Origin of the sequence: Streptomyces sp. NPDC052236 (assembly GCF_044548015.1) — a bacterium.
Taxonomy (GTDB): Bacteria; Actinomycetota; Actinomycetes; order Streptomycetales; family Streptomycetaceae; genus Streptomyces.
The window spans coordinates 88996-115779 of the sequence record NZ_JBIUBL010000008.1 but is presented as its reverse complement, the minus strand read 5'-3'; the positions used below and the strand labels follow the sequence as shown (position 1 = coordinate 115779).

Annotated in this window: 19 protein-coding genes; 15 read left to right on the top strand and 4 right to left on the bottom strand. The window is 68.0% G+C overall.

The genetic code is table 11. The features are described 5' to 3' along the window. Positions 1 to 1305 carry an ABC transporter substrate-binding protein gene (locus ACIHCQ_RS15830; RefSeq protein WP_399662244.1) on the bottom strand — a complete coding sequence of 435 codons (1305 nt, stop codon included), beginning with the start codon at positions 1303 to 1305 and terminating at the stop codon, positions 1 to 3. 245 nt (positions 1306 to 1550) lie between these two features. Here ACIHCQ_RS15830 and ACIHCQ_RS15825 point away from each other — a divergent pair, with 245 nt between their 5' ends. From ACIHCQ_RS15825 to ACIHCQ_RS15775, 11 genes are all read left to right on the top strand, one after another. Continuing rightward, complete coding sequence (locus tag ACIHCQ_RS15825) at positions 1551 to 2216, top strand: GntR family transcriptional regulator (protein ID WP_399662242.1); 666 nt, start codon at positions 1551 to 1553, stop codon at positions 2214 to 2216. Beyond that, on the top strand, positions 2213 to 3154 hold the full coding sequence (locus ACIHCQ_RS15820; protein WP_399662240.1) for a dihydrodipicolinate synthase family protein: 942 nt from the start codon (positions 2213 to 2215) through the stop codon (positions 3152 to 3154). The genes ACIHCQ_RS15825 and ACIHCQ_RS15820 overlap by 4 nt, the downstream gene beginning before the upstream one ends. Then, positions 3151 to 4896, top strand: a complete 1746-nt coding sequence (araD, locus tag ACIHCQ_RS15815) for an L-arabinonate dehydratase (protein WP_399662238.1) — start codon at positions 3151 to 3153, stop codon at positions 4894 to 4896. Before ACIHCQ_RS15820 ends, araD begins: the two co-directional genes overlap by 4 nt. An 82-nt stretch (positions 4897 to 4978) precedes the next feature. Further along, positions 4979 to 5938, top strand: a complete 960-nt coding sequence (locus tag ACIHCQ_RS15810) for a carbohydrate ABC transporter permease (protein ID WP_399662236.1) — start codon at positions 4979 to 4981, stop codon at positions 5936 to 5938. Continuing rightward, positions 5935 to 6840: a carbohydrate ABC transporter permease gene (locus ACIHCQ_RS15805; protein WP_399662234.1), complete on the top strand. Its 906-nt coding sequence runs from the start codon at positions 5935 to 5937 to the stop codon at positions 6838 to 6840. Before ACIHCQ_RS15810 ends, ACIHCQ_RS15805 begins: the two co-directional genes overlap by 4 nt. After that, entirely contained in the window at positions 6837 to 8015 is a 1179-nt protein-coding gene (locus ACIHCQ_RS15800) for a Gfo/Idh/MocA family protein (RefSeq protein WP_399662232.1), read from the top strand. Before ACIHCQ_RS15805 ends, ACIHCQ_RS15800 begins: the two co-directional genes overlap by 4 nt. Next, positions 8012 to 8872, top strand: a complete 861-nt coding sequence (locus ACIHCQ_RS15795; protein WP_399662230.1) for a PmoA family protein — start codon at positions 8012 to 8014, stop codon at positions 8870 to 8872. The genes ACIHCQ_RS15800 and ACIHCQ_RS15795 overlap by 4 nt, the downstream gene beginning before the upstream one ends. Then, positions 8869 to 10413 (top strand): glycoside hydrolase 43 family protein, encoded by a 1545-nt coding sequence (locus ACIHCQ_RS15790; RefSeq protein WP_399662228.1) that lies wholly within the window; start codon positions 8869 to 8871, stop codon positions 10411 to 10413. The genes ACIHCQ_RS15795 and ACIHCQ_RS15790 overlap by 4 nt, the downstream gene beginning before the upstream one ends. Before the next feature lie 83 nt (positions 10414 to 10496). Then, positions 10497 to 11834 (top strand): ABC transporter substrate-binding protein, encoded by a 1338-nt coding sequence (locus ACIHCQ_RS15785; RefSeq protein ID WP_399662226.1) that lies wholly within the window; start codon positions 10497 to 10499, stop codon positions 11832 to 11834. A 131-nt stretch (positions 11835 to 11965) separates the two neighbouring features. Next, positions 11966 to 12700 carry a rhamnogalacturonan acetylesterase gene (locus ACIHCQ_RS15780; protein WP_399662224.1) on the top strand — a complete coding sequence of 245 codons (735 nt, stop codon included), beginning with the start codon at positions 11966 to 11968 and terminating at the stop codon, positions 12698 to 12700. A gap of 12 nt (positions 12701 to 12712) precedes the next feature. Then, entirely contained in the window at positions 12713 to 14059 is a 1347-nt protein-coding gene (locus ACIHCQ_RS15775; protein ID WP_399662222.1) for a polysaccharide lyase family 1 protein, read from the top strand. Positions 14060 to 14430: 371 nt separating this feature from the next. Here ACIHCQ_RS15775 and ACIHCQ_RS15770 read toward each other — a convergent pair whose 3' ends face one another. Then, a complete protein-coding gene (locus tag ACIHCQ_RS15770; protein ID WP_399662584.1) occupies positions 14431 to 14895 on the bottom strand; it encodes a GNAT family N-acetyltransferase in 465 nt (154 codons plus the stop codon). Between the two features lie 281 nt (positions 14896 to 15176). Here ACIHCQ_RS15770 and ACIHCQ_RS15765 point away from each other — a divergent pair, with 281 nt between their 5' ends. Beyond that, a complete protein-coding gene (locus tag ACIHCQ_RS15765) occupies positions 15177 to 17477 on the top strand; it encodes a M4 family metallopeptidase (protein WP_399662220.1) in 2301 nt (766 codons plus the stop codon). Between the two features lie 74 nt (positions 17478 to 17551). Here ACIHCQ_RS15765 and ACIHCQ_RS15760 read toward each other — a convergent pair whose 3' ends face one another. Continuing rightward, a complete protein-coding gene (locus ACIHCQ_RS15760; protein ID WP_399662218.1) occupies positions 17552 to 17707 on the bottom strand; it encodes a hypothetical protein in 156 nt (51 codons plus the stop codon). Positions 17708 to 17810: 103 nt separating this feature from the next. Beyond that, positions 17811 to 20663 (bottom strand): glycoside hydrolase family 48 protein, encoded by a 2853-nt coding sequence (locus ACIHCQ_RS15755; RefSeq protein ID WP_399662582.1) that lies wholly within the window; start codon positions 20661 to 20663, stop codon positions 17811 to 17813. Positions 20664 to 20986: 323 nt separating this feature from the next. On the opposite strand from ACIHCQ_RS15755, the gene ACIHCQ_RS15750 reads away from it, so the two are divergent. The 3 genes from ACIHCQ_RS15750 (at position 20987) to yicI (ending at position 26677) form a co-directional block, all read left to right on the top strand. Next, the gene (locus tag ACIHCQ_RS15750) at positions 20987 to 22462 is read left to right on the top strand and encodes a cellulase family glycosylhydrolase (protein ID WP_399662216.1); all 1476 of its coding nucleotides are present in this window, start codon (positions 20987 to 20989) and stop codon (positions 22460 to 22462) included. 13 nt (positions 22463 to 22475) lie between these two features. After that, positions 22476 to 24212 (top strand): glycoside hydrolase family 6 protein, encoded by a 1737-nt coding sequence (locus ACIHCQ_RS15745; RefSeq protein ID WP_399662214.1) that lies wholly within the window; start codon positions 22476 to 22478, stop codon positions 24210 to 24212. A 197-nt stretch (positions 24213 to 24409) separates the two neighbouring features. After that, positions 24410 to 26677: an alpha-xylosidase gene (gene yicI / locus ACIHCQ_RS15740; RefSeq protein WP_399662212.1), complete on the top strand. Its 2268-nt coding sequence runs from the start codon at positions 24410 to 24412 to the stop codon at positions 26675 to 26677. The last annotated feature ends 107 nt before the right edge of the window (positions 26678 to 26784 follow it).

Genomic DNA, 26784 nt, shown 5'->3' with positions numbered 1-26784 from the left:
TCAGGATGCGAATGCCGTCTTGGACTCGGAGAAGAACTGCTTCACGGCGTCGGCCACCGGGCGCTTGCCGAGTGCCATTTCCTCAGCGATCCGCAGGAACGCCGACTCCGATACGTCCGCTCCGGCCGGGTGCGGAGTGATGGGCTCCAGTACGCCGGTGTCGACGAGCCCTGTCTCGTACGCGGCGATCTTCTTGGACATCTCGTCGGTCGGCTTGAACGCGTCGTACTGCTCGGTGGTGGACAGCACCCCGCGGTCGTAACCCATGATCTTGCCGACCTCGGGGTCGTGCACCATGAAGTTGATGAACTGCGCGACTTCCTTGGGGTGCTTGGTGCGCTTGGACCCGGAGAGCATGAGAGAGCCGAGGTACTGGCCGGTCTTCTTGCCGTCGGTGGTCGGGATGGGCGCCAGGCCGTAGGTGCTCTTGCCCTCGGAGCTGTAGCGGTACGTGAAGTTGTCCCAGGTGAACTCGCCGGCCGCGAGCTCCGCGGCCACCGCGGACTTGGGCTTGATCTGCGCGACCTTCTTCGGGTCCGAGTAATCGCCCGCCTTGACGCCGTCCAACGCCTTGCTCCACCACTCCGTCAGGTCGGCCTCGGCGAAGCCGAGGCCCTCCTCGTTGAAGAAGGCCTTGCCGTTCTGGCGGAGGAACAGGTCGTAGAGGTACATGACGCCGTAGTAGCCGCTGTCGCCCGCTCGGCCCTGCGTCGAGCGGATCTTCGCCATCGCGGCGTGGAAGTCGTCCCAGGTCCAGCCCGGCTTCGGGGTGACGCCGGCCTTGCGGAAGACGGGCTCGTCGATGACCAGGGCCATCGAGTTGGAGCCGACCGGGATGCCGAGGAGCTTGCCGTCGACCTCGCCGAACTTCTCCAGTCCCGCGCGGAAGTTCGACAGGCTGAGGTTGCCCGCCTTCACCTGGGCGTTCAGGTCCAGCAGGACGTTCTTGCTGTCGTACTTGCGCAGGAAGCCGATCGCGTTCTGGAACACATCGGGCGGGTTCCCGCCCGAGGCCTGGGTGTTGAACTTCTTCCAGAAGTCCAGGTATGGCTGGAAGTCGGTCTTGACCTTGATCTTCGGGAACTTCTTCTCGAAGAGCGCGATCGACTCGTTGATCCGCTTCGTGCGGTCCTCCGAGCCCCACCAGGCGTAACGGATCGTGACGTTCCCGCCGGACGACCCGCTGTCGGAGCCGCAACCCGCCGCCGTCAGGCCGAGACCGGCCAACGAGCCACCGGCGATCTTGAGCAAACCACGCCGGTCAACACTGCCAGGGTTACGCACAGTCGGCCTCCAGTCGTGCATTGAATCGTTTTAGGTAAGCGCTTGCCGCACAACGTAAAGACCATCTGCCGGTACGTCAACGGTACGGACGACAACAATCGAAGCGCTTCCCCCCGCCCGGCCGTGGCACAGGTGGGAGGACAGGTCAAGACACATAGAACGCGCTTGCATGAAGCATTGACGAAACATCTGCTGGGACCTACCTTCATCGCGTTGCACTTCATACGTCATATATGAGACGTGATACGCGAGATCCGAGAGCCCCGATGACCTTTGCTCCAGCCCCCATACCCTCCCGCACCCAGTACGTCCTCGAAGCTGTGAAACACGCCATCCTCACCGGGCAGCTGAGCCCCGGGCAGGCGTTGGTCGAGACGGAACTGGCCGCGCAGTTCGGGGTTTCCAAAACCCCCGTACGGGAGGCCCTGAAGACCCTCGCCGGCACCGGACTCGTGGTGATGAGTCAGTACAAGGGCACCACCGTGCGCACGGTCGACGCCGAGATGGCACGCGAGGTCTACGACGTACGGCTGCTGCTCGAACCGGAAGCGCTGCGGCGCACCGTCACGCGTCGCGCCTCACTGGAGGCCGCCCGGGAGGCCCTGGACCTCGCCCGGGACGCCCTGCTCAGGGCCGACCAGGCGGCCGACCAGGCCGAACGGTCCCTGGCCAACCGGGAGTTCCACCGATCCCTGTATCTCTCGTGCGGCAACCCGCTGCTCGCCCGGATGCTCGACGACGTACGCGATCAGGCCGCCCTGGTCTCGACCGTGGCGTGGGCCTCCCACCCCTCCTGGGAGCGGGAGGCGGACGAGCACCGGGAGATCCTGCGGCTCGCGCTCAGCGACGACGCCGACGGCGCCGCCCGCGCCCTGCGTGAGCACATCGCCTCCTTTGTGCAGCGAGCCTTCCCCGAAGGAGACACAGCATGACTGTTGATTCCAGTGATTCCAGTGCTGATTTCGCGGCTGACTTCACGTCGCTGCGGGACGCGCTCGCCGACATCGTGGCAATCCCCGTCACGCCGTTCACCACCGACGACACCATCGACACCGTCGCCCACCGGGCGCTGCTGCGGCGGCTGCTCGACAACGGCGTACGCACACTCACCCCCAACGGCAACACCGGGGAGTACTACGCGCTCAGCCCCCAGGAGCGGCGCACGGTCACGGAAATGACCATCGACGAGGCGGCGGGCCAGGCCACCATCGTCGTCGGTGTCGGTCTGGACCTCCCGACCGCCGTCGCCGACGCGCTGCACGCCCGCGACGCGGGAGCACAGCTGGTGATGGTCCATCAGCCGGTCAATCCGTATGTCTCCAAGGGCGGCTGGATCGACTACCACCGCGCCATCGCCGAGGCCGTGCCGGAACTCGGTGTCGTCCCGTACATCCGCAACCCGCAGCTGGGCGGCGAACAGCTCGCCGCGCTACGGGAGTTGTGCCCCAACATCATCGGCGTGAAGTACGCCGTCCCGGACGCGGCCCGGTTCGCGGCGTTCGCGCGCGACGCCGGTGGGGACCGCTTCGTCTGGGTCGCGGGACTCGCCGAGCTGTACGCGCCCTCCTACTGGTCCGCCGGAGCCACCGGCTTCACCTCCGGTCTGGTCAATGTGGCGCCGGAGGTCTCGCTCTCCATGCTGGCCGCGCTCCGTGCCGGGGACTACACCGCCGCCATGAAGGTGTGGGAGCTGATCAGGCCCTTCGAGGAACTGCGCGCCGCCGAGCAGTCCGCCAACAATGTGACCGTCGTCAAGGAGGCGCTCGCCTCGCTCGGCCTGTGCCGCCGCGATGTCCGCCCGCCGAGCCGCACACTGCCCGACGAGCAGCGCGCCCTGATAGCCGGCCAGGTCCAGGGATGGGCCATATGACTCCGCCGACGAGCCCCAGGATCGTCAAACGCCCGGAAGAGCTGCGCAGCCACCAGTGGTACGGAACGGACGGGCTGCGCTCCTTCAGCCACCGCGCCCGCACCCGCCAGCTCGGCTACCTCCCCGAGGAACACCTCGGCAAGCCCGTCATCGCGGTCCTCAACACCTGGTCCGACATCAACCCCTGCCATGTCCATCTGCGCGAGCGTGCGCAGGCGGTCAAGCGCGGGGTGTGGCAGGCGGGCGGCTTCCCGCTGGAGTTCCCGGTCTCCACCCTCTCCGAGACCTTCCAGAAGCCGACCCCGATGCTCTACCGCAATCTGCTGGCGATGGAGACCGAGGAGCTGCTGCGCTCCTATCCGGTGGACGGCGCGGTGCTGATGGGCGGCTGCGACAAGTCCACACCCGCGCTGCTGATGGGCGCCGCCAGCGCCGACCTGCCCGCTGTCTTCGTGCCGGCCGGACCGATGCTGCCGGGCCACTGGCGCAATGAAGTCCTGGGCTCCGGCACGGACATGTGGAAGTACTGGGACGACAAGCGGGCCGGGCTGATCGGCGACGCGGAGATGGCCGAGCTGGAGAACGGTCTGGCCCGCTCCCCCGGCACCTGTATGACCATGGGCACCGCCGCCACCCTGACCGCCGCGGCCGAGGCGCTCGGCGTCACCGTCCCCGGGGCCTCCTCCATACCGGCCGTCGACTCCGGGCACGAGCGGATGGCCGCCGCGTCCGGGCGGCGGATCGTCGACCTGGTGCACCAGGACCTGAAGCTGTCGAAAATCCTCACCCGCGAGGCGTACGAGGACGCGGTCGTCACCGTCCTGGCACTCGGCGGCTCGACCAACGCCGTGATCCATCTGATCGCGATGGCGGGCCGCTCGGGTGTGACACTCACGCTGGATGACTTCGACCGCATCGCGCGTACGGTGCCGGTGCTCGCCAACCTCCGCCCCGGCGGCCGGTATCTGATGGAGGACTTCCACTTCGCGGGCGGACTGCCCGCGTTCCTCTCCCAGTTGACCGACGTACTGCATCTGGACCGGCCCACCGTCGCGCACGACACACTGCGCGAGCAGCTCGACGGCGCCCTGGTGCACAACCCGGATGTCATCCGCCCGCGTGAGAACCCCCTGGCCGAGGAGGGTGGCGTGGCGGTGCTGCGGGGCAATCTCTGCCCGGACGGCGCGGTGATCAAACACATCGCCGCCGAGCCGCGCCTGCTCAAGCACACCGGTCCCGCCGTGGTCTTCCCCGACTACCGGACGATGCAGCGGACCATCAACGACCCCGAGCTCGGCATCACCGCCGACCATGTGCTCGTGCTCCAGGGCTCGGGCCCCAAGGGCGGCCCCGGCATGCCGGAGTACGGGATGCTGCCGCTGCCCGACCACCTCCTCAAGGAGGGCGTACGCGACATGGTGCGGCTCTCCGACGCCCGGATGAGCGGCACGAGTTACGGCACGTGTGTGCTGCACATCGCCCCCGAGTCGTACGTCGGCGGGCCGCTCGCGCTCGTCCGCAGCGGGGACCTGATCACGCTGGACGTCGCGGCGCGCACGCTGCGGCTGGAAGTCACCGACGAAGAGCTGGAGCGGCGCAGGGCGGCCTGGACGCCGCCGCCCGAGCGGTACGAACGCGGCTACGGCGCTCTCTACAACGAACACATCACCCAGGCGGACACCGGCTGCGACTTCACGTTCCTGGCCCGCCAAGGCACCACTCCCGAACCGTACGCGGGGTAGCACCACCCGACCCGCGACACTCCCCCGCCCGAGCTTTCGATCAACTCTGCGAAACACTTCACAGAGGAACGGAGACGCAGTCATGGCCTCAGCTGTGGCGCAGGACTCTTCAGGGGCCCCGCCCCGGGCACCCAAGTCGCCCAAGGCGCCCAAGCGCCGTACCGGATCAACGCCACGCCGTCTCCCGTACCTGCTGATCGCGCCCGCCGGACTGCTGATGCTGGGCTTCATCGCCTACCCCATGCTCAGCGTCTTTTACTACAGCCTGCAGAACTACAACCCCACCAAACCCTGGCGCAACGGTTTCGCGGGGTTCGACAACTTCACGAAGATCTTCACCGACGATCCGCTGTTCTGGGACAGCCTCATCTTCAGCGGCAAGTGGGTCGTCACCGAGGTCACGCTCCAACTGGCGCTCGGCCTGGTGCTCGCCCTGCTGGTCAATCAGACCTTCGTGGGCCGCGGCATCGCCCGCGCCCTGGTCTTCTCGCCCTGGGCCGTGTCCGGTGTGCTGACCACCACCATCTGGCTGCTGCTGTACAACCCCTCGACGGGCGTCGGCCGCTACCTCGCCGACGCGGGAATCGGTTCGTACGGATCGTCCGTGCTCTCCGACACCGGCACCGTCTTCTGGGCCGCCGTGCTCGCGGAACTGTGGCGCGGTGTGCCGTTCTTCGCGATCCTCATCCTCGCCGACCTCCAGTCCATACCCGGGGATCTGTACGAGGCGGCTTCGGTCGACGGCGCGGGACGGATGCGGCAGTTCGTCCACATCACGCTGCCGCACATCAAGGACGCGATCGTACTGGCCACACTGCTGCGGGCGGTGTGGGAGTTCAACAACGTCGACCTGCTCCTCACCCTCACCAACGGCGGACCGGCGGGCATGACCACCACACTGCCGCTGTATGTCGCGGTCACCGGCTTCGAGGGACACGACTTCGGCTATGCCACCGCGCTCACCACAGTTGCCTTCGTGATCCTCCTCTTCTGCTCGATTCTCTATCTGCGCCTGAGCAAGTTCGGAAAGGACGACAAGTGACTGCCGCACTCGCCGAGAAAGGCGCACACGCGGGGCCCGCGGCCGGCAACCCGAAGCGTCCGTCCGTACGGAGGGGGAGGCGCGAGCGCGCCTTCGACGAAGTGCCGCGCTGGCAGATCTATCTCCCGCTGGGGCTGTATCTGCTCTTCACCCTCATCCCGTTCTACTGGATGCTGCTGTTCGCGGTGCGGCCGGCGGGTTCCGACTCGCTGGTGCCGTGGCCCATGACCTTCGACAACTTCGAGAAGGTCTGGAACGAGCGCAGCTTCTCGCTCTTCTTCCAGAACAGCGCGCTGGTCGGCGTGTGCACGCTGATCACCACCACGACCGTCGCGCTGGCCGGCGGGTACGCGCTGGCCCGCTTCAACTTCCGTATCAAGAACGCGTTCATGCTGGCGCTGCTGTGCTCGCAGTTCATCCCGGGCGCGCTGATGCTGGTGCCCCTGTTCCAGATCTTCAAGAACCTCCAGCTGATCAACTCGCTGACCAGTGTCGTCATCGCGGAGACCGTCTTCCAGCTGCCGCTGTCGATCATCCTGATCAGCGGGTTCATCAAGAATGTGCCCTACACGCTGGAAGAGGCGGCCTGGGTGGACGGCTGCTCACGGATGCAGGCCTTCCGGATCGTCGTCCTGCCGATGCTGCGGCCCGGACTGATCGCCGTGGGCTCCTTCGCCTTCGTGCACAGCTGGAACCACTTCCTCTTCGCCCTGATGTTCCTCAGCGACCAGGACAAACAGACGATCCCGGTCGGTCTCTCCACCCTGATCGGTGCGGACAGCGTCGACTTCGGCGCGCTGGCGGCGGGCGGCGTCATCTCCGCCGTGCCGGTCGTCATCGTCTTCGCCTTCATCCAGAAATGGCTGATCACCGGCTTCAGCGCGGGGGCGGTGAAGGGATGAGCGTGCCCGACGCAGGCGTGCCCGTCGTACTGGCCGGTGCGCGCGGCCACGGCCGCTGGCATCTGCGCAATCTGCACCGTCTCCAGCAGGCCGGTCTGGTACGGCTCGCGGGGATCTGCGAGCTGAAGCCGCTGAGCGACGAGGAGCTGAGCGAGGACGGGGTGAGCTTCGGAAGACCCGAGCAGTCCGAGGACTTCGCCGGGCTGCTGGAGCGTACGGGCGCCCGGATCGCCGTCATCTGCACCCCCATCCACACCCACGCCGATCTCGCGCTGACGGCCGCCGCCCGCGGGGTGCACATCCTGCTGGAGAAGCCGACAGCACCGTCGTACGCGGAGTACGAACGGCTGCTGGCCGGTCTGGACGAGAGCGGCACGGTCTGCCAGATCGGTTTCCAGTCGCTGGGCTCCCATGCCGTCGAAGCGATACGGGAGCTGATCGCGGACGACGTGATCGGGCCCGTACGCGGCATCGGCGCGGCCGGAGCCTGGGTGCGCGACGAGGCGTACTACACCCGGGCCCCCTGGGCCGGGCGGCGCACCCTGGACGGGCGGGACGTCGTGGACGGGGTGCTCACCAACCCGCTCGCCCACGCCGTCGCGACCGCGCTGCGCATCGACGGCAGCGACCGGGCCGAGGACATCGCAGAACTGGAGGTGGAGCAGTTCCGGGCCAACGACATCGAAGCCGACGACACCACGTGTCTGCGGCTGCGGACCGCCCGCTCCACTCCGGTCACGGTCGCCGTCACCCTCTGCGCGCGTAAGTCGGCGGAGCCGTATCTGCTGATCCACGGGGCCAGGGGCCGGATCACCTTCTGGTACAAGGGCGACCGGGTGCTGGTGCAGCGCACCGACCAGGGGCCGGTGGAAACCGTGCACGGGCGCACCGACCTGCTGGAGAACCTCGTCGCGCATCTGGACGGGCGCGCGGAGCTCCTCGTACCGCCGCGGCGCACCGGCGCCTTCATGCGGATCGTCGAACACGTCAGGACGGCGCCCTTGCCCCGGCTGCTGCCCGCCGAAGCCTGGTACTCCGAGCCCGGCGCGAACGCGCCGCGCCGGATCGTCAAGGGCATCGACGGTCTGGTCGCGTCGAGCGCCGACACCCTCTCCACCTTTTCCGAGCTGGGCGCGAGCTGGGCCCTGCCCACAGCGGAGGTGTACTCCCGATGAGCGTCGCACAGCCTTCCCGAACCGACGGAGCCACGGTGCTGTCCTGTGGCGGCCGGCCCGTGGCCGGTTATGTACACAGGCCACAGCTGCCGGCGGTACTCTCGCCGCGCCCCTATCTGCATCCCGTACGTACGCTCGGCGGCGTCGTCGTCACCGAACTGCGGCCCGCCGACCACGGCCACCATCTGGGGGTGTCGATGGCGGTGCCGGACGTGTCGGGCGGCAACTTCTGGGGCGGACGCACCTTTGTCCGCGACCGCGGCTCCGTCGAGGTCGACAACCACGGCACACAGGAACACACGGGGTGGCTGTTGCGGGACCCCGACGGCTGTGTGGAGGAGCTGTCCTGGAGCCGCGAAGGACGCGTACTCCTCCAGGAGCGGCGCACGATCAGTACGTTCACGCTCTCCGGCACCTGGGCGCTCGACTTCTCGTCGGCGCTGACCAATGTGTCCGGCGAGGACCTGTCCATCGGCAGCCCGGCGACCAATGGCCGGCCCGGCGCGGGATACGGCGGATTCTTCTGGCGCGCGCCGAAGGAGGACGTGGCCACGGTCGCGTTCACCGAGGCGGCGGAGGGCGAGGACGCGGTGCACGGCCACCGGGCCGACTGGCTGGCGCTCGCCGGACGGGACTGGACGCTGATCTTCGCAGGGGCCAACGAGGAGACCCGTAAGGACCCGTGGTTCGTGCGCACCTCCGAGTACCCGGGCGTCGGATCGTCGCTCGCCTGGCAGGAGCGGCTGCCGGTCCCGGCGGGCGGGACGGTGGCCCGCCGTATCGTCACCGTCGTCGCGGACGGCCGGCTGGACCGGCCCGCGGCGGCGGCACTGGCCCGTAAGGCGGTGGCGGCATGAGCGATACGCCGGGTTTCCCCTGGGCCGCGGACCTCGGGGACGGCACCTACCGCAACCCCGTACTGAACGCCGACTGGTCCGACCCGGACGTGGTCCGCGTCGGCGACGACTACTACCTCACCGCCTCCAGCTTCGGCCGCGTACCCGGGCTGCCGCTGCTGCACTCCCGCGACCTCGTCAACTGGTCACTCGTCGGGCACGCGCTCCAACGCCTCGAACCGGCGGAGGACTTCGCCGCGCCCCGTCACGACTGCGGGGTATGGGCCCCTTCGTTCCGCCACCACGACAACCGGTTCTGGATCTTCTGGGGCGACCCCGACCACGGTGTCTACCAGATCAACACACCCTCGATCGGCGGCCCGTGGAGCACCCCTCATCTCCTCAAGGCGGGCAAGGGACTGATCGACGCCTGCCCGCTGTGGGACGAGGAGACGGGCGAGGCGTATCTCGTCCACGCCTGGGCCAAGTCCCGGTCGGGCGTCAAGAACCGGCTGACCGGTCACCGGATGAGCACGGACGGCCGGGAGCTGCTCGACGCCGGGCGGATCATCATCGACGCGGACCGGCTGCCCGGCTGGTTCACGCTGGAAGGCCCCAAGCTCTATCTGCGGGACGGCTGGTTCTGGATCCTCGCCCCCGCCGGTGGGGTGGAGCACGGCTGGCAGGGCGCGTTCCGGTCACGGGAGTTCTTCGGCCCGTACAAGGAGCGAGTCGTGCTCGCCCAGGGCCGTACGGAGGTCAACGGGCCGCACCAGGGGGCCTGGGTCTCCTCGGCCGCCGGCGAGGACTGGTTCGTACACTTCCAGGCGCGCGGCGCGTACGGGCGGGTGGTGCACCTCCAGCCGATGCGCTGGGGCGCGGACGGCTGGCCGGTCATCGGGAACGACGGCGAGCCCGTCCTCGTACACACCAAGCCGAAGGCGGCGGAGCAGCCACCCGCGGCACCGGCGACCGACGACGACTTCCCCGGCGGGCACTTCGGGCCCCAGTGGCAGTGGACCGCCAACCCCCAGCCCGGCTGGTCGGTCCGCCACCCGGGCGAGGGGCTGCGGCTGGCCTGCCGGCGCACGACCGACGCGCACGATCTGCGCAAGCTGCCCAGCGCGCTGGTCCAGCGGCTGCCCGCCGAGACGTTCACGGTGACCGTCGAACTCGCCCTGACGGGCGAGGACAAGGGCGCCAAGGCGGGCCTGGCCGTGCTCGGGGACGCCTTCTCCTGGATCGGCCTGGAGCACGGCGCCGACGGCCGTACGCATCTGGTGCACCGCTTCGCCGAAACGGTCGCCGAGCTGGAGCGGGACGCGGCACATCCGCGCGAGGCCCCTGACGGGCGGGCGCTGCTGCGCATCGAGGTCGCGCCGGGAGCACGCTGCCGGTTCTTCGCCGACACCGGGGACGGAATGCGGCCCTCCGGTCCGGTCTTCGCGGCGACGCCCTGGCGGTGGGTCGGGGCGCTGCTCGGACTGTTCGCCACCGCGCCCACGGGGGAGGGCGACTCGGCCGGAACCGCGTCCTTCACCCGTTTTCGTATCACTGCCTGATCTGCCTGATCTGCCTGACTGCCTGACCTGCTGACCTGCTGACCTGCTGACCACACACTCCACACAAGAGAGAAGAGCCGACGATGAGAATCTCGAAGACCTACAGAGGGCGTATCGCACCAGCGATCTCCCTGGTCGCGGCGCTCGCCCTGACGGCGACCGCGTGCGGTGACGACGGAAGCGGCGGGAGCGGCGACGAGGGCTCCGGCAAGGGTGAGATCACCTTCTGGGACAACAACACCGGTGACCGCCGTGAGATCTGGACGGAGATCATCAAGGACTTCACCAAGGAAAACCCGGACATCAAGGTCAAGTACGTCGGCATCCCGATCGACCAGGTCCAGGCGAAGTACGACACCGCGATCGACGGCGGCGGGCTGCCGGACGTCGGCGGCGTCGGCACCGCCTACCTGTCCAACCTGGTGATCCGGGACGTCCTGGAGCCGGTCGGCGACCGCATCGAGAAGAGCAGCCTCAAGGGCAAGCTGGTCGCGGGCATGGTCGACAGCGTCAAGGGGGCGGGCAGCTCCACCGATGAGATGTACTCCGTGCCGACCTCGGCGAACAACGGCACGCTGTGGTACCGGACTGATCTGTTCACCCAGGCGGGACTTGAGCCGCCGACCACCTGGTCAAAGTTCTACGCGGCGGCCGAGAAGCTCACCGACGCGGACAAGAACAAGTTCGGCTACACCATCCGCGGTGGCGGGGGCTCCATCGCGCAGGCGCTGGACGCGATGTACGGACAGTCCGGCATCACCTCGTTCTGGAAGGATCACAAGACCACGGTCAACGATCCGAAGAACGTGGAGGCGCTGGAGAAGTACGTCGCTCTGTACAAGAAGGCGACGCCGTCCGCGGACGTCAACAATGACTTCATCAAGATGGTCGCCCAGTGGGACAAGGGCCAGATCGGGATGCTGAGCCACAACCTTGGCTCGTACCAGGATCATGTGAAGGCGCTCGGCGAGGACAAGTTCAAGGGCATACCCAACCCCTCGATGGACGACGGCAAGCGCGTCCAGATCTCGTCGCCGGTGGACGGGCTCGGGCTGTTCAAGAACAGCAAGAACAAGGCCGCTGCCTGGAAGTTCATCGAGTTCGCCGCCTCGCACCAGTCGAACAGCAAGTGGAACGAGTCGGCCGGCTCCATCCCGGCGAACACCGACGCGGCCGGGGACGCCTGGATCCAGAAGGCCGAGCCGACGAGCGCGGCCATGAAGGCGCTGAGCGACGGCACCACCACGATCGTCAACCTGCCGTACTACCTGCCCGACTGGAACACGCTCAGCAAGAAGGGCAACGAGCCGAACTTCCAGAAGGTGCTGCTGGGCCAGATGACGGCGAAGGAGTTCGCGGACAAGCTCGCGGAGGGCCTCAACGCGGCCGAGACGGAGTGGGAGGAGCAGAAAAACAAGTAGGCGCCCCTCCCGCCCCCGCCTCCTCCTCCCCCGCCTCTCCCGCCTCTCCCGCCTCTCCCGCCTCTCCCGCCTCTCCCGCCTCTCCCGCCTCTCCCGCCTCTCCCGCCGCGTACGAAAGAGAGCACACCGTCATGTCGTCCCTCACCAGAACGCTGTATCTGGCCGGTGACTCCACAGCCGCGAACAAGTTCCTCACGGCGACCCCGGAGAGCGGCTGGGGCATGGCCCTTCCCTTCTTCCTCGGAGAGGGCCTCTGGTTCTCCAACCACGCGGTGAACGGCCGCAGCACGAAGAGCTTCATCGATGAGGGGCGGCTCACCCCGATTCTCGAGGCCATCGAGCCCGGGGACCTGCTGCTGATCCAGTTCGGGCACAACGACGAGAAGAGCGACGACCCGACGCGCTACACCGAGCCGTGGAGCGGCTACCGGGACCATCTGCTGCAGTACGTGAAGGGTGCGCGGGACAGCGGCGCGCACCCGGTGCTGCTGACCCCGGTGGAGCGCCGCGAGTTCGACACCGCGGGCAACGCCGTACCGACGCACGGCGAGTACCCGGCGGCGATGCGGGCACTGGCCGCCGAACACGAGGTGCCCCTGCTGGACATCCAGGCGGCGTCCCTGGCGGAGTGGCAGCGGCTCGGGCCGGAGAAGACGCTGGCGTACTTCCACTGGCTGCGGCCGGGCGAGTCGCCCAACTACCCCGACGGTGTGCAGGACAACACGCACTTCCATCCCCCGGGGGCCGTCGCGGTCGCCCGGATGGTGGCTCGTGCGCTGGTGGACGAGGGGGTGCTGGTCCCGCAGGACCTGCACGGTCTCGATGAGGAGGTTCAGCTTTCCTTGCTCAGCTGGCTCGAAGACTGAGGAGCGAACGACATGCACAGAGACAGATACAGATTCAGTAACCACGTCACGGGTGCGGTGGCGGTGGCCGTGGTGTGCGGTACGGCGCTGGCGCTGACGGCCGTACCCGCGTCGGCGCAGGGGAGCTTCGTACCGCCGTCCCTGGAGCGGGCGGTGCTCGCCGCGAACGACGGCTGGGCCTCCGCGAACGGCGGCACCACCGGCGGCTCGGCGGCGGACCGCAGCCATGTCCACACCGTCACCACGTGGGCAGAGCTCAGGACGGCACTGGCCGCGGCGGCGGCCACCTCCCCCGCCCCCTCGATCATCCGGGTCAAGGGAACACTCGACGCCCTGTCGGACGGCGCGGGCAACGAACTCGCCTGCACCGACTACGCGGCGGAGGGCTACTCCTTCGACAAGTACCTCGCCGACTACGATCCCGCGGTCTGGGGTTACGAGAACGAGGTGAGCGGCGAACAGGAGGACCTGCGGGCCGCGTCCGCCAAGCGCCAGGCGGCGCAGATCACGGCGTTCGTCCCGTCGAACACCACCATCGTGGGCGTGGGCAGAAGCGCGCGCATCCTCGGCGGCAGCCTCCAGGTCAAGAACGTCGACAACGTCATCGTCCGCAACCTCACGTTCGAGGACGCCTTCGACTGCTTCCCGCAGTGGGACCCGACGGACGGTGTCGGCGGCGCGTGGAACTCCGAGTACGACAACATGGTGGTGTACGGCTCGACACATGTGTGGGTGGACCACAACACCTTCACCGACGGGCGCCGCCCGGACAGCGAACAGCCGCTGCACTTCGGCCAGTTGTACCAGCAGCACGACGGCGAACTGGACATCGTGCGCGGCGCGGACCTGGTCACCGCGTCCTGGAATGTGTTCGCCGACCACGACAAGACGCTGATGATCGGCAACAGCGACAGCGCGGGCGCGAGCGACCGCGGCAAGCTGAATGTCACCCTGCACCACAACCAGTTCAAGAACATTATCGAACGCGCGCCGCGAGTCCGCTTCGGCAAGGTGGACACGTACAACAACCACTATGTCGTCCCGAAGGCCGGCTTCGCCTACTCGCTCGGCATCGGCATCGAGTCGCAGCTCGTGGCCGAGAAGAACGCGTTCACGGTGCCCACGGGCGTGAGCGCCGCGGCGATCCTCAAGAAGTGGAAGGACGCGCCGGTCACCACCGCGGGCAACTACGTCAACGGGAAGTACGTCGACCTGCTGGCCGTACACAACGCGGAGATCCCGGAGGAGACCCTGCGACCGGATGCGGGCTGGACCCCGGCCTTGCGCACGAAGGTCAACGACCCGCGATCGGTCCCGTACCTGGTGACCGCCCTCGCGGGCGCGGGCAAGGTCTGCTGACCGCCCACACATAATGGCCGGTGGCGGCCCCCCGCACGGTGCCCACCATCCCAGGGCCCTTCCGCCCCGGCCTTTCCCGGCTGCCTCCTGCCCTTCCTGCCCTTCCTGCCCCAGACGCCTACAGGATGTTCCACCTCTGGTTGAGGTCCCCTGCTCGGAGGCCCGTGATACGCCCCACGACTTCGGCAACCTTTGCGGGCGCGGCCGAAGTGATGCTGGACAAGGTCCTGACCGTTGCCCGGCGGCCGGTGGGGTGCCAGGACCCGGCTCTGGTTCTTTCTGCGGCTCAGGCAACCCGGGGTTGCGGTGAGCGAGGAATTCACAGGACTGCGCCAAGCCGGCGACTTGCACGCCGCCGGCCTGGGCTGGGGCTACTGCTGATTCGGGTCCGGCGCTGCGGTGCTGAACCGGGTTATCGTTGCGTCGCTGCTCCAGCGGTGCAAACCGGCTTTCTTCAGTACGCGGATCGAGGCCTGGTTCGACAGTTCCGCATCTGCGTACACCGTGTGGACGTCCGGCGAGGTCAGGGCGAACTCCACAAGGGCCCGGGTGGCCTCAGGGGCGTAGCCGTGGCCTCGTCGCGATGGCACGATGCCGTATCCGCATTCGAGTGCTCCGTCCCTCGGCGGCCAGAGCAGGCTGATGGTGCCGACCACCAGGCCGCTCGCCCGCTCGATGATCTGTCGGTGGCCGTACTCTCCTGCGGGATCCAGCTGTTCGGCAATGACACCGGCGATGACGCGGTCACCCTCGGCGGGGAAGTCCTCCGCCCAATGCGCCAACTGGCCATCGCCCACGACGGCGGCGACGTCATCGGTGGGCCACTCCCGCAGCACAAGGCGGTCCCAAGACGCCGCCCGGATACAGGCCTCCGCCAAACCTCCTGACGTAACGTCAGATGTGGCCGAAGTGCCACCATTTCCGGCACGTTCCAGCCACGTAAAGGGGCACGTGGCCAACGCCGGCCGCGCCGAGGTCCGCCAAAGTCCAAGATCGAGTTCCGGTCAACCATTTGTTCAACCGATGACAATAAGCACACTCCCCTGGCAATATCTTCACACCGCACGGCAGCAGCCCTCTCATGTGACCGCCATCAGCGGTCAGAAGGAGACGTGGAGTGACGAGCACCTTTCGTGCCCGCAAGCCCCGATCCCCCCGCGAAAGACGCCTCACCGCGGCAAGCACCATCGTCGCCCTGAGCGCTCTGTTGACCGCCGGTCTCCCGGCCTCCGGCGCAAGCGCCGAGCCGGACCCGGCGGGGGCCTCACCGCAGATCACCGCCACCATGCGAGCGGGCGCGGCGCCCGTCGGCCTCACCCCCGCACAGCGCAACAAGCTCCTCAAGTCCGCCGCCACCGCCGGTGCCGCCACCGCCGCTTCCCTGGGCCTTGAAGCCAAGGAAAAGCTTGTGCCCAAGGACGTCATCCAGGACGCCGACGGCACCGTGCACACCCGTTACGAACGCACCTTCGCCGGAATGCCCGTCCTCGGCGGCGATCTGGTCGTCCACGCACGCGTCGGCAGCAAGACCGTCAGCAAGGCGACGAGCGCGCGGATCACGGTGCCCAGCACCAAGGCCGCCGTCCCCGCCGCAACCGCCCAGAAGTCCGCGCTGCGCACCGCGCAGGCCGAAGGCACCGAGAAGGCCACGGCCGATGGCGCGCCGCGGCTGGTCGTCTGGGCCGCCGACGGGACGCCGACTCTGGCCTGGGAGTCCGTGACCAGCGGCACCCAGGAGGGCGGCGGCCCCAGCAGGCTGCATGTGATCACCGACGCCACCTCCGGCAAGCAGCTCCAGAAGTTCGAGAGCATCCTCCCGGGCACCGGCCACGGCCAGTTCAACGGCACGGTGAATCTCGGCACCAACCGCAGCGACGCCCTCTACGAACTGAACGACACCCAGCGCAACAACAAGGTGTACGACGCGCACAACAGCGAAGTCGGCACCCCGACCCTCTTCACGGACGACAACGATGTCTGGGGCGACGGGCTGCAGAGCAACCGCCAGAGCGCGGCCGTGGACGCCGCCTATGGCGCGCAGCAGACCTGGAACTTCTACCACGACCAGTTCGGCCGCAACGGCATATCGGGTGACGGCAGGGAGGCGAAGTCCGTCGTCCACTACGGCGATGAGGTCATCAACGCCTACTGGGACGACGACTGCTTCTGCATGCTCTACGGTGACGGCGCGGACAACCTCAACCCACTCACCGCGCTGGATGTGGCCGCCCATGAGATGTCGCACGGCGTCACATCCGCCACCGCGAACCTCATCTACCGCGGCGAGTCCGGCGGCCTCAACGAGGGATCCAGCGACATCATGGCCGCCGCCGTGGAGTTCTTCACCAACAACCCCAACGACACCCCCGACTACGACCTCGGCGAGCTGATCGACATCCGTGGCGACGGCACACCGCTGCGCTACATGGACAAGCCGTCGAAGGACGGCGTCTCGCAGGACTACTGGACCCCCACGACCGCCGGTCTCGACCCGCACTTCAACTCCGGTATCGCGAACCACTTCTTCTACCTGCTCGCCGAGGGCAGCGGGAAGAAGACCGTCAACGGCGTGGCCTACGACAGCCCCACCTACGACGGCCTCCCCGTGCCCGGCATGGGCATACACAACGCACAGAACGTCTGGTACCGCGCGCTGACCACCTATATGACATCGACCACCAACTACGCGGGCGCCCGCGCGGCGACCCTGCAGGCCGCCACCGACCTGTTCGGCCGGTCCAGTGAGGCGTACGAGGCCGTCGGCAACGCCTGGGCGGCCGTGAACGTCGGCCCGCGCTTCGTCAACCACATCGCGATGACCGAGCCCGAGGCGCAGACCTCGGCCGTCGGCCAGCCGGCCACCATGCGCCTCGAAGCGTCGACCAGCCGGCCGGGAAGTCTTTCGTTCTCCGCCACCGGTCTGCCGGACGGGCTGACCATCGACTCGGCCACGGGCGTGATCTCCGGTCTCCCGACCAAGGCGGGCGACTACACGACGACGCTCAAGGCAACCACTTCCGCCGCGGAGTCAACGGAAAAGACCATTCCCTGGACCGTCGTACAGTCCGGCGGTGACTTCTTCGTCAATCCGGGAAACGTGACCATCCCCGACGCGGGGCCCGCCGCCGAGTCGGCGCTCATCGTGACGGGTCGTAGCGGCAACGCCCCGAGCGCGCTCCAGGTTTCGGTAGACATCGTCCACACCTACCGCGGTGACCTGGTCATCGACCTGGTCGGGCCCAGCGGCGCCACGTTCCGGCTGAAGGAGTCGAGTTTCTCGGACTCGGCCAACGACGTGCACGCCACCTACACCACTGACGCGTCCGCCGAAACGGCCGACGGCACCTGGAAGCTCCGCGTCCGGGACGTCTACTCCGCTGACGTCGGATACATCGACAACTGGAAGCTCAGTTTCTGACGAGTCCCGCCACCACCACACGTCAGGTGACATGAGCGCGGCACGGCGGGGGAGAGCCCGCCGTGCCGTACCGCTCAAGGCCGGCCGCCGTTGGACGGCGGCCAGCCAGTCGCCGCGTCGGCGGACGACACCATGGAGCTGGTGAAGAGCGCACCGCCCGTCAGCGCGATCGCTGCGGTCAGGGCCACGATGAAGCGTGCCCGCGACGCTCGCCTCTTGTGTCGGCTCATCTGTCCCGTTCCCTCGGTGGGGGTACCTTGCGCCTACTGGTCGTCACCGACTCAGAAAACGTTGCCGCCCCCACCGAAGAAACTCCGAGAGACTTGCGGAGGACTATTCAAGCAGCTCCGCGTACGAGCCCATCGCCAGCGCGATGTCCGCCTGCGCCCAGAACCGGTGGTACGTGAAGACCGGCACCGTGCCGCTCGTCAGGTACGCCTCGATCTTCGACCAGGCCGGGTCGTCCTCGTAGAAGGACCGGATCGACTCGAACGTCGACGAGGAGTTCACCGCGTCACCGTTCGGCATCTTGCCGGTCCAGCCGCCCGGTACGTACACCGAGTCGTCGAAGCGGTTGTAGTCCGCACGGGTCTCCTGGACCGCGACGCCCAGCGGGTCCTGGTGGTGCTGCCACATACCGTCCAGCAGCGCCTTCGCCGTGGTCTTCGCCGCCGCGTTCCCGGACTTGGCCGCGTAGTACGACAAGGTCTTGGCGTAGGCCGCGGCCACGCCCACGTCGTTGGTGTAGTCGGCGACGGTGACATGCAGTCCCGTGTTGCCCCCGGGGCTCGACGCGTTCCAGGTGTCGGGCTTGCCGGTCCACTGCAGTGTGGACGGGATGCGGTAGGTGCCGTCCGGGTTGACGGTGGTCTTGGACAGCGCCCAGGAGACCCACTTGTCGAGCACCGCCTTGGCCTCCGCGTTGCCCGTCTCGTGGTAGTACTCCGCGACGCGCTCCATCGACCACGCCTGGAAGCCGAACCACTGGTTGGACGGCGGGTCGTGGTAGACGGGCTTCTCGTCGTAGAACATGCCGTAGAAGGTGGGTGTGCCGGAGGGCGGGGTGGCATGGTTGCCCTGCCAGCTGTTGGTCGCGCCGCCCGCGATGGCGCCCTCGCTCGACTGGAGCCAGCGGTAGAACTCCAGCTGCCGGTCCAGGCTGGCAGCCCAGTCCGCCTGTCCTGTCGTCGACTTGGGCTTCAGCGGCGCGTACTCGCTCAGCGCGTACGCGGCCAGCGGATTCTGATATCCGCCGTGCGCGTGGCTCGATCCGATACGCCAGGCCCAGCCGGCCGACGTGTCAGTGGCGCCGCCCCAGGCGTAGTACCAGGACATCAGGTAGTGCGAGCTGTTCTTGCCACTGCCCGCCGGGCAGGTGGACGGGCCCACACAGTTGCCCACCTTCTTGAAGTACTTGTCGAACATGGCATACCGCAGATAGTCGCCCATCTTGGCTGCCTTGCCGACGGTCGCGGTGACCTCTCCGCCCTTGCCCTGCTCCTTGGCCCAGATGTCCGCCCAGTACGCGGCCTGGACGGCGCGCGCGTCGGCGTCGGGGGCGTTGGTGTACTTCCACTGCTTGGCGTACGAGACGTCCTTGGTGAACAGGTCCAGGTAGCCGTTCGTCCCGCCGTAGCCGAACTTGTCGCAGGTCGGGTGGGGGACGGTCTCCCAGACGGACTCCTGCGGGCCGCGCTGGAAGGTGTTGATGTACGACGGTCCGGTGTCGGCGGGCCCTGCCGAGCACTTGCCCGGTGAGTTGCCGAAGCCGTAGACGTTGTCGACATCCTGCAGCCAGTGCATGCCGTATATGTCGTCCGTGCCGTACGCGCTCTTCAGCTCGCCTGCGATCGGGTCGGCGCCCGCGGTGACGCCGGTGTCGAGCTGCGACGGGTACTGCGAGGGCAGATCATACTCGGGCGCGTAAGTGGCGGGCTTTGAGGCGTTGTAGTACGAGTTGGTGGGCTGGTCGGCGTGGGTGGGGATCATGAACTTCTCCATGATGTCCCAGGCGCCGTTGAACTTGGTCCAGTCACCGGTGATCTTGCCGTACATCGCCTGGAGCCAGATCAGATAGCTGTACGCCTCCGAGGTCGTCTCATGCCCATGGTCCGGGGCCTCGACGATCAGGGTCTCGACGGAGTGGTACGGGATGCCCTCGGGCGAGAAATAGCCGTTGGCGGGGTTGGTGATCTTCCCGTAGAGGTCGAGGAACCGGGCGTCGTACGTCTTCGCCGCGGCCAGCTGGGTCACGTTCACGTCCGCCTTCGCGTGACCGGCGGCGGTCGCGGAGAAGGTGGCGGACCCGGTGCCGGTGGCGTTGGCGCTGATGGTGACCGGCTGGGCGGTGTTCCAGTTCTGCGTGGTGAAGGTCAGGCTCGCGCCGCCGGTGACCGTGAGGCCGGTATTGCCCGCGGTACGGGCGACGGCGACCGTCGTGGTGGCGGTCGGCTGCGTGGAGAGCTTGACGTCGAAAGTCCCCGACTTGCCCTGCTGTACGGCGAGTTGGGCGGGGGTGGCGACCAGCGCGGGACCGGCGGCGACATGGATGCCGACGGGCGCCGACTCGGCCGACGCGCCCTGGCTGTCGTACGCCTTGGCGTAGAGGGAGTAGTCGCCCGCCGCGATGCCGGTGCGGTTGAAGGTGTACGGCGAGGTGGTGTCCGTGGCCAGCAGCGTGGTGTCGCTGTAGAACTCCACCTTGCTGATGGTGGCGCCGTCGGCGGCGGCCGCGGTGGCCGCCATCGGTACGGTGGCGCCCGCGGTGAAGACCGCGCCGGGGGCCGGGCTGGTCAGCAGGGCGACGGGCGGCTGATGGGCGCCCGCGCAGCTGACGCCGTTGACCGCGAAGGAGGTGGGGGCGGCGTTCGCCCCGCTGTAGGTGAACTGCGCCCCGGTCGTGACAGCGGCCCCTGCGGCGACCGTCCCGTTCCAGCCGGCGCTCTTGGCGGTGACGGTCTTGCCCGACTGCGACCAGGTGCCGTTCCAGCCGTTGGTCAGCTGCTGATTGCCCGCGTAGGCGTAGGTCAGCGTCCAGCCGTTGATCGGCTCGGTGCCACGGTTGGTCAGGGTGAGGTCGGCCGTGAAACCCGACCCCCAGTCATTGGTCTTGTAGTCGACACTGCACTGGACTGCGGCAGCTTGGGCGGCGGGGACGGTGCCCGTCGTGGCTATGGCTATGGCCATGGAGATGGTCGCGGCCAGTCCTGCTATGAGGTGCGGCGGGTGTCGCATGAGCGGTGTGCCTCCTCGCGGCTCGGCGTGGGGGTGGAGTTAACACAACTCTTGAACCAGTGGGAGCGCTCCCACGGTGCTGGAGGTACTGACTGGCTGTCAAGACCCGTGCCAAGACCATCGAAGGAATCCCTCCGATGGACTTCGATTGATGAATTTGACGCCACCCCTGTGCACTTCGACTGCTGGGCGCTAACGTCTGAACACACCAGTGGGAGCGGTTCCATCAGTCGACGCGTCGTTCATGGCGCGTCTGAGCTGTAAGGACTCGCTTCATGCGACACCCCCCACGCTTACTCGCCGTGCTGGCCGGAGCCGCTGTCCTAGCGTCCGGCACGGCCCTGACTTCGCTCGACATGGCCTCCGGGGCCGCGCCCGTCTGCACCGTGGAGTACTCCTCCTCGAACCAGTGGGACAGCGGTTTCCAGGGCTCCGTCAAGATCACCAACAACAGTACGCCGCTGAGCAGTTGGTCCCTGACCTTCGATTTCACCGGCGGCCAGAAGGTCACCCAGGGCTGGAACGCGAAATGGACCCAGTCCGGGACGACCGTCACCGGTGCCAGTGAGGGCTGGAACGGTTCGCTCGCCACGGGCGCGAGCATCACCGCCGGCTTCCTCGCGTCCTGGTCCGGATCGAATCTCGCGCCCACCGCCTTCAAACTCAACGGCGTCCTCTGCAACGCCGATCCCGGCCCGGGACCGACCGATCCGACCGACCCGCCACCGGACCCGGTGGACGGGGCGCCCACCCTGCACGCACAGGGCAACAAGCTCGTCGACGAGAACGGCACCACCCGCCGCATGCTGGGCGTCAACCGCTCCGGCGGTGAATTCATGTGCGTACAGGGCCACGGCATCTTCGACGGTCCTGTCGATGACGCGTCCGTGCGCGCCATAGCCGGCTGGGAGGCCAATACCGTACGTATCCCGCTCAACGAAGAGTGCTGGCTCGGCCTGGACAACATCGAGCCGGAGTACCGCGGCACGAACTACATCAACGCGATCAAGGGGCTGGTGCAGCGGGTCGAGGCGAACGGGATGACGCCGATGATCGAACTGCACTGGTCGTACGGGCAGTACACGGGCAACTCCGCGGGCTGCGCCGACGTCCATGCCAGCTGCCAGAAACCGATGCCCAACGCGCAGTACACCCCTGCCTTCTGGACCTCGGTGGCGAACACCTTCAAGGCCGACCGCAAGGTCGTCTTCGACCTCTTCAACGAGCCCTATCCGGACCGGGCCACCTCCACCGCCGCGCAGGCCTGGTCCTGCTGGCGGGACGGCGGCACCTGCCAGGGAATCGGCTATGAGGTCGCCGGGATGCAGGATCTGCTCGACGCGGTACGGGCGACGGGCGCGACCAATCTGGTGCTGATCCCGGGCATCGCGTACTCGAACGATCTGAGCCAGTGGCTGCGGCACAAGCCTGTCGACCCGGCGAGCAATCTCGCCGCCGCCTGGCACATCTACAACTTCAACTCCTGCAACAACGAGAGCTGCTGGGACGCGCAGCTCGGTCCGGTCGCCGCCCAACTCCCGCTCGTCGCGGGCGAGATCGGCGAAAACACCTGCTCGCACTCCTTCATCGACCGGGTCATGAAGTGGTTCGACGACCACAACCAGTCGTATCTCGGCTGGACGTGGAACACCTGGGACTGCTCCTCGGGACCGTCCCTGATCAGCGACTACAACGGCACACCCACCGCATTTGGCACTGGGCTGCGCAACCACCTGCGCGCCCTGAACTGAGAGGAACGACCGAATGAGCCGCACGACCACCTCACCACCGCGCCGTCGAGCGCGTACCGCCCTGCTGGCGGCAGCCTCGCTGCTGGTCGCAGGCGCGGGCGCGATCACCGCGATGCAGCTGCCCGCATCGGCGGCGGCGTTCGCGTGCAGTGTCGACTACAAGGCGAACGACTGGGGCTCGGGCTTCACCACCGACCTCACGCTCACCAACCGTGGCACCGACGTGATCAACGGCTGGACGGTGACGTACTCCTACGCGGGCAACCAGCAGCTGGGCAACGGCTGGAACGGGACCTGGTCGCAGTCGGGCAAGACGGTGACGGTCAAGAACGCCGGCCACAACGGGACGGTCGCGGCGGGCGCCGCGGTCACGACCGGGGCTCAGTTCTCCTACAGTGGGTCGAACGCGGCCCCGACCTCCTTCGCGGTCAACGGCATCACCTGCACCGGCGCGGGCGGCCCGACCACACCGCCGCCGACCACCCCGCCCCCGGCCGGTAACAAGGCGGACAACCCGTTCGCCGGCGCCAAGCTCTATGTGAACCCGGAGTGGAAGGCGAAGGCCACCGCCGAGGCAGGCGGCAGCCGGATCGCGAACAACTCGACCTCCGTCTGGCTCGACCGCATCGCCGCGATCGAGGGCGTCGGCGCCGGCATGGGCATACGGGACCACCTCGACGAGGCGCTGCGGCAGGCGGGCGGGCAGCAGCTCGCGATCAACTTCGTCGTCTACGACCTCCCGGGCCGTGACTGCTCCGCGCTCGCGTCCAACGGGGAACTCGGCCCGACAGAGCTGCCGCGCTACAAGAGCGAGTTCATCGACCCGATCGCCGCGATCTTCGCCGACCCGAAGTACGCGTCGCTGCGGATCACCACGATCGTCGAGATCGACTCCCTGCCCAACCTGGTCACCAACGCCGGCGGCCGTCCGACCGCCACCCCGCAGTGCGATGTGATGAAGGCGAACGGCAACTACGTCGCCGGCGTCGGCTACGCACTGTCGAAGCTGGGCCCCATCGCCAACGTCTACAACTACATCGACGCCGGCCACCACGGCTGGCTCGGCTGGGACGACAACCTCGGCCCGTCGGCCGAACTGATCGCGCAGGCGGCCCAGGCCTCCGGCTCCAAGCTGGAGTACGTCACCGGCTTCATCACCAACACGGCGAACTACGGCATCCTGAAGGAGCCGTACTACACCATCAACGACAGTGTGGGCAACGTCTCGGTCCGTACCTCCAAGTGGATCGACTGGAACCGCTACGTCGATGAGCAGTCGTACGCCCAGGCGTTCCGCGAGAGGGCCGTCCAGGCCGGGTTCCGCTCGGACGTCGGCATGCTGATCGACACCTCCCGCAATGGCTGGGGCGGCGCCGCACGGCCCACCGGTGCCGGCCCGCAGACGAACGTCGACACCTATGTCAACGGTGGTCGCCTGGACCGCCGTATCCACCTCGGCAACTGGTGCAACCAGTCCGGCGCCGGCATCGGCGAGCGTCCCCAGGCCGCTCCGGCCGCGGGCATCGACGCCTACCTGTGGGTGAAGCCTCCGGGCGAGTCGGACGGGGCCAGCTCGGTGATCCCGAACGACGAGGGCAAGGGCTTCGACGGGATGTGCGACCCGACGTACAAGGGCAACGCGCGCAACGGGTTCAACATGTCCGGTGCGCTGGGGAACGCTCCGCTGGCGGGCCACTGGTTCCCGGCACAGTTCCAGGAGCTCATGAAGAACGCCTACCCGGCGCTCTAAGCGAATGACGGACACCGTCCGGCGGCACCCTCGGGTGTCGCCGGACGGTGGCGTGCGCGGGCACCATGTGGCGCACTTGATCGCGGGGCGAGCTACGCGGAAGCCACCTCGTCCCGTAATTTGTTCGGGAGCAAGCACAATTCCGCCACAGTCCGCCGGCGAAGGCCGTCCACGCCCGCACCCATCCGAGGATCCCGATGAAGTTCACCGACGGCTTCTGGCTCATGCGCGACGGCGTCCACGCCTCGTACGCGACCGAAGTGCGCGACCTCCACGTCAGCGACGACCATGTCACCGCGTACGCCGCCGTGAAGCACGTCGCGGCCCGCGGAGACACTCTCAACTCCCCGCTGATCACCGTCGAGTGTTTCTCCCCCGCCGAGGGGGTGATCGGCGTCCGGTTCACCCACCACGCGGGCAAGGCCCAGCACGGCCCCGACTTCCAGCTGCCGGGCGCCGACACCTCAACCGCCGCGCGCACCCGCCGCGAGGGCACCGTCACCGAGCTGGCCAGCGGACCGCTGACGCTGCGCCTTGACACATCCAAGCCCTGGGGCCTGGAGTTCCTGGACACCGACGGCCGGAGCCTGACCACGGTCGACCGCAAGGGCACGGCGTTCGCCACCACCGCGGACGGCGCGCACCACATGATCGCTCAGCTCTCGCTCGCCGTGGGTGAGCAGATCTACGGTCTTGGCGAGCGCTTCACTCCGTATGTGAAGAACGGCCAGTCCGTCGACATCTGGCAGTCCGACGGCGGCACCAGCAGCGAACAGTCCTACAAGAACATCCCGTTCTATCTCTCGTCGCGGGGCTACGGCGTCTTCGTCAACCACCCCGGCAAGGTCTCCTTCGAGCTGGGCACGGAGTCGGTCGGCCAAGTGCAGTTCAGCGTCGAGGACCAGTCGCTGGAGTACTACATCGTCGCGGGCCCCACGCCGAAGGACGTGCTGCGCCGCTACACCGCCCTGACGGGCCGCCCGGCGCTGCCGCCCGCCTGGTCGTTCGGGCTGTGGCTGACGACGTCCTTCTGCACCACGTACGACGAGAAGACCGTCACCTCTTTCGTGGACGGCATGGCGGAGCGGGACATCCCGCTCTCCGTCTTCCACTTCGACTGTTTCTGGATGCGCGAGTACCAGTGGTCGGACTTCCAGTGGGACCCGGAGGCCTTCCCGGACCCGCGCGGTATGCTGGCCCGGCTCAAGGAGCGAGGGCTGCGCGTCAGTATGTGGATCAATCCATACATCGCGCAGAAGTCGACCCTGTTCACGGAGGGCGCGGCAGGCGGTTTCCTGGTGAAGCGGCCGAATGGCGACATCTGGCAGTGGGACCTGTGGCAGCCGGGGATGGCTCTGGTGGACTTCACCAATCCGCGGGCGTGCGAGTGGTTCGCGGGCAAGCTGCGGGTGCTGCTCGACCAGGGCGCGGACTGCTTCAAGACCGACTTCGGCGAGCGCATCCCCATCGATGTGGTCTGGCACGACGGATCCGACCCGGAGCGGATGCACAACTACTACACGCATCTTTACAACCGGACGGTCTTCGACCTGCTGGAGAAGGAGCGGGGCGCGGGCGAGGCGGTGCTGTTCGCGCGGTCGGCGACGGCGGGCGGCCAGCAGTACCCGGTGCACTGGGGCGGCGACTGCTTCGCTTCCTTCACGGCGATGGCGGAGTCACTGCGCGGCGGGCTCTCGCTCTCCCTGTCGGGCTTCGGGTTCTGGAGCCATGACATCGGCGGTTTCGAGGGCACCCCGGATCCGGAGGTCTTCAAGCGCTGGCTGGCCTTCGGGCTGCTGTCCTCGCACAGCAGGCTGCACGGCAATGTGTCGTACCGGGTGCCGTGGGAGTTCGGCGAGGAGGCGGTGGCTGTGGCGCGGCAGTTCACGCTGCTCAAGCACCGTCTGATGCCGTATCTGTACGGGGCGGCGGTGGAGGCGCATGCCACGGGCGTGCCGGTGATGCGCCCGATGCTGCTGGAGTTCCCCGGCGACCCGGCGTGCCGCCCGCTGGACCGCCAGTACATGCTGGGCCCGGACCTGCTGGTGGCTCCGGTCTTCACGGCGGACGGCGAGGTGGAGTACTACGTCCCCGAGGGCGAGTGGACCCATCTGCTGACGGGCGAGACGGTCACCGGACCGGTCTGGCGCACCGAGGTCCACGGCTTCGACAGCTTGCCGCTGTTGGTGCGGCCGGGGGCGCTGCTGCCGTGGGGGGCGGATGATCAGCGGCCGGACGGGGACTGGCTGGACGGACTTACGCTGCGGGTGTTCGCTCCCGGGGACGTGTATGAGGCTGCCGTCACGGTGCCGGACCTGACGGGTGCCGTGGCGGCCGAGTTCCACGCGGTACGGGAGGGGGCGGAGCTCCGGGTTACGGCGCGGGGCACGGAGCGGCCGTACCGGGTGGAGGCGGGGGGCGGCGCGGCGGAGGGTACTGGAAAGGTCACGGTGCCGCTGCGCTAGCAGTACCCCACCCCGCCCCTTCCCGTAACTGGGGCTTCGCCCCAGACCCCGTACCGCCCTTCGGGCGGTGTCCTCAACCGCCGGACGGGCTTGAGTTGCCGGGCTCG